General features: G+C 52.4%; 1 pseudogene. It reads right to left on the bottom strand.

Annotated elements, in window-relative coordinates:
• A pseudogene (gene srfAA / locus ACWHAR_RS19525) lies at positions 1-3684 on the bottom strand (surfactin non-ribosomal peptide synthetase SrfAA); the annotation flags it as partial.

The raw sequence follows: 3684 nt of genomic DNA, 5'->3' as shown, positions 1-3684 counted from the left end.
TTGTCCATTCTTTCATTGTCAAACCGAGCGCGCTGAGAAGAATATCTTTGATTTCAGTTCCATATGTCTGATGAACATCTGTTAAAAGATGCTTAGTGTCTTATTCCGTTAATTCACATAGGACGGATGATGTATCCTTGACGATCCGCTGCTCTGTTTCACAATCCTTCGGTAAAGGAGAAACCTGTTCAGCGGCAATTTGCGACCAGTATTCAGCCTGCTGTAAAAGATGCGCTGATTGGCTGAATGCCGCCAGTTCTTCCGCCCAATCCTTGAAGGAGTTTGTTTTTTGCGGGAAGACAAGGCTCTCTTCTTTCTCAGCCTGCATGTAGCCTGAAGCAAAGTCTTCAAGCAAAATCCGCCATGACACACCGTCGACCACGAGATGGTGTACAGCAATGAGCAGGTGATCCCCAGCTTCTGTGCGATATTGCTCCGCCTTTAAAAGCGGCCCGTTTCGCAGATCGAGACTGCTTTGCAGCTTGTTCGCGAGAAGCTTAATCTGGCTTCTCAGCATCTCTTCATCAGAGCCGTACAGATCCACGACTTCGAAGCTGACCTTGCTCTCACCGATCGGTTTATACACCTGAACGATGTCCCCGTTTTCCTCGCGGTAGACCATGCGGAGCGCGTCATGATGCTCGATCAGCGCCTGCAATGTTTTCTCCACCCGTTCAGGATCAAAGCCCTTCGCGGCGTGAAGCATCACCGATTGGTTCCAGTGGTGCTTGTTCGTGAAGTTCTTTTCAAAGAACCAGCGCTGGATCGGCGTCAGGATGACTTCGCCCTCCACCGGGCCTTGGTCTGCCTGTTTGCCTTCGGCACGCTCTACATATTGGGTGAGCTCTTCGATCGTCGGGTGCTGGAAGAGATCTTTCATTTCCAGCTTCCAGCCGTGCTGGTTCAAGCGGCTCGCCATTTGAATTCCTTTGATGGAATCTCCGCCAAGCGAGAAGAAATTGTCGGTGACACCGACTTCAGACATTCCAAGCACGTCCTGCCAGATGCCGGCAAGCAGCTCTTCCATATCGGTCGTTGGCGCTTTGTATTCTCCGCTTCCCGCTTCAATGTCCGGCTCAGGCAAGGCTTTGCGGTCCACTTTGCCGTTTGCCGTAACCGGAAGCTCGTTCAGCGTCACCCAGAACGCCGGAATCATGTAATCCGGCAGGGTTTCCTTCAGTGCTGATTTCAGTGCTTCTATGTCAGCTGATTCCGGTGTGACATACGCCGCGATCGCTGTGTTGCCGCCTTTATCTTTGACAGCTGTCACCGCCGCATCCTGCACCTCAGAAAGCTGGGCGAGCTGGACTTCAATTTCTGAGAGCTCGATCCGGTAGCCGCGGACCTTGACCTGCTGGTCGATCCGGCCGATGTATTCGATGCCGCCGTTCACCCACTTCACCAAGTCGCCGGTGCGGTACATGCGCTCACCCGGCACAAACGGATCAGCGACAAACCGCTTCGCGGTTTCGTCTTCTTTATTCAGATAGCCTCGCGCCAGTCCGCGCCCCGCCACGCAAAGCTCTCCGGCTACGCCTTCCGGCTGCACCTGATTGCCCTCGCCGAGAATGTATACTCTCGTATTGGCGATCGCCCGTCCGATGGAAAGCGAGCCTTCCTCCGGATGGATTTCTGCGCTTGTGGCAACGACCGTGTTTTCTGTCGGCCCGTAGTTGTTGACGAGTGTGTACGGCTTTTTCACTGCCCGCTTCAGCTTGTCTCCTCCAGTGAGCAATACGCGAAGTGATGTGTTCTCAAGCTCCATGAACTGTTCCGCAAGCTGTGTCGGCAGGAACGTGATCGTTATGCCGTTCGTTTCAAAATAATCGTTCAGGCGGACGATATCGAGGCGGATCGCTTCATCAATGACGTGAAGCTCGGCACCGATCGTCCAGGTCGGGAACATCTCCCAAATGGAAGCGTCGAACCCAAAGCCCGCGTACTTCGCACTGCGGTCCTCCGCTGTCATGCTGAACGCGTCGTGGTGCCAGAAGCACAGGTTCACAAGCGCATGGTGCTCGACCATGACACCCTTCGGCTGTCCGGTCGTTCCAGATGTGTAAATCATGTACGCCAAGTTCTCCGCGGTTACAGCCGTCTCTGGATTTCCCTCGTCGTTTTCATCAAGCGGCAGGCTTAGAATCGTGCGGCTTCCGTCGAGAAGAATGACATCTCCCGTATAGCTGTCCGGCACTGAAATGCCTTCCTGTTTCAAGAGGAGCTTCGCGCCGCTGTCCTGTAAAATATACTCAATCCGCTGATCCGGGTAGTCAGGATCAATCGGCACAAACGCCGCTCCGGCTTTCAAGACGCCGAGCACCGCGGCGGACATTTCAAGCGACGGCTTCGTGAGAACGCCGACGCGGTCATCCGGGCTGATGCCGCAGTCCATCAGAATCCGCGCGAGACGGTTTGCCTTCGCATTCAGCTCGCCGTACGTCCAAGACTGGCCGTTATATGTGACAGCCGGGCGGTCTTTGTGGCGCTGGGCAGTCTCTTCGAATAGCTGATGAACCGTTTTGTCTGTCGGCACAGGCAGCGCTTTGCCCTTCCATGCCTCAAGAAGCGCTTGTTTTTCTGTTTCAGTGACCAGTGACAGGCTGGAAAGCGGCTGGTTCGGGTTCCCAGTAACTGCATCTAAAAGCTCCATCCAATATTGCTTCCATCGTTCAATCGTTTCCTGCTTAAACAGAGCTGTATTGTATTCGAGTACGAATGTAAGCCCTCCGTCGGTTTCGTCAGCCGTCAGCGTGAGGTCAAACTTGGCTGTTTTCCGTTCAAAAGGATGCGGCTCAAGCTTAATCCCTTTCATTGTTAAATCCTTTATATTCGCATTTTGCATTGAAAAAACTGCATCGAATAACGGATTTCTGCTTGTGTCACGCTGAACCTGAACATTTCCGATCAAATCCTCAAGCGGGTAATCCTGCGCATCAAAAGCGCTGAGTGCCGTTTCTTTCACTTCGTTAAGATAGTCAGCAAACGTCTTTTCACCCTTCGGATACGTGCGCAGCGCCAATGTATTGACGAACATTCCGATGACGCGGCTGACGTCCGCTTGAGTTCGTCCGGCCACAGGTGAACCGACGATGATATCGTCTTGCCCGCTAAGTTTTGATAAAAATGCACTGTATGAAGCCAAAAGCACCATGTAAAGCGTGGAATCCGTTTCTTTTGCAAGCCTGCGCAGAGCATCGGCTTTGCCTGCATCTAATGAAAATGCAATGCGGTCTCCCTCAAATGTTTGAACGGCAGGCCGACTGTAATCAGTCGGAAGCGTCAGCACCGGCAGCTCTCCGTCCAGCTCCTTCAGCCAATGCTCTTCTTGCTTCTTGTAAAGCTCAGACTGAATGAACTGCTGCTGCCACACGGCATAATCCTTATATTGAATACGGAGCGGCTCAAGGGTTTCTCCGTCGTACAGCTTTGAAAGTTCTTCAATCAGCACACCGACAGACGCACCATCAGAAATAATGTGATGCATATCGAACAGCAGCACATGCTCAGTGTCTGAATGCTTGATAAGCCCTATTCTGAACAGTGGAAGTTGGTCGATTTTGAAAGGCTTAATAAACTCAGAAACGATCCGCTCTGTCTCTTCTTCCGGGGCTTCGAAATAGGCCATCTCACACTCAGCCTCTTCCCAGATTCGCTGCACCGTTTCTCCATCTTTTATTTCAAACG

Source organism: Bacillus sp. LR--39, from assembly GCF_053613335.1.
Note: the sequence above shows the minus strand (reverse complement) of the source record. Positions and strands in the feature narration are given on the sequence as shown.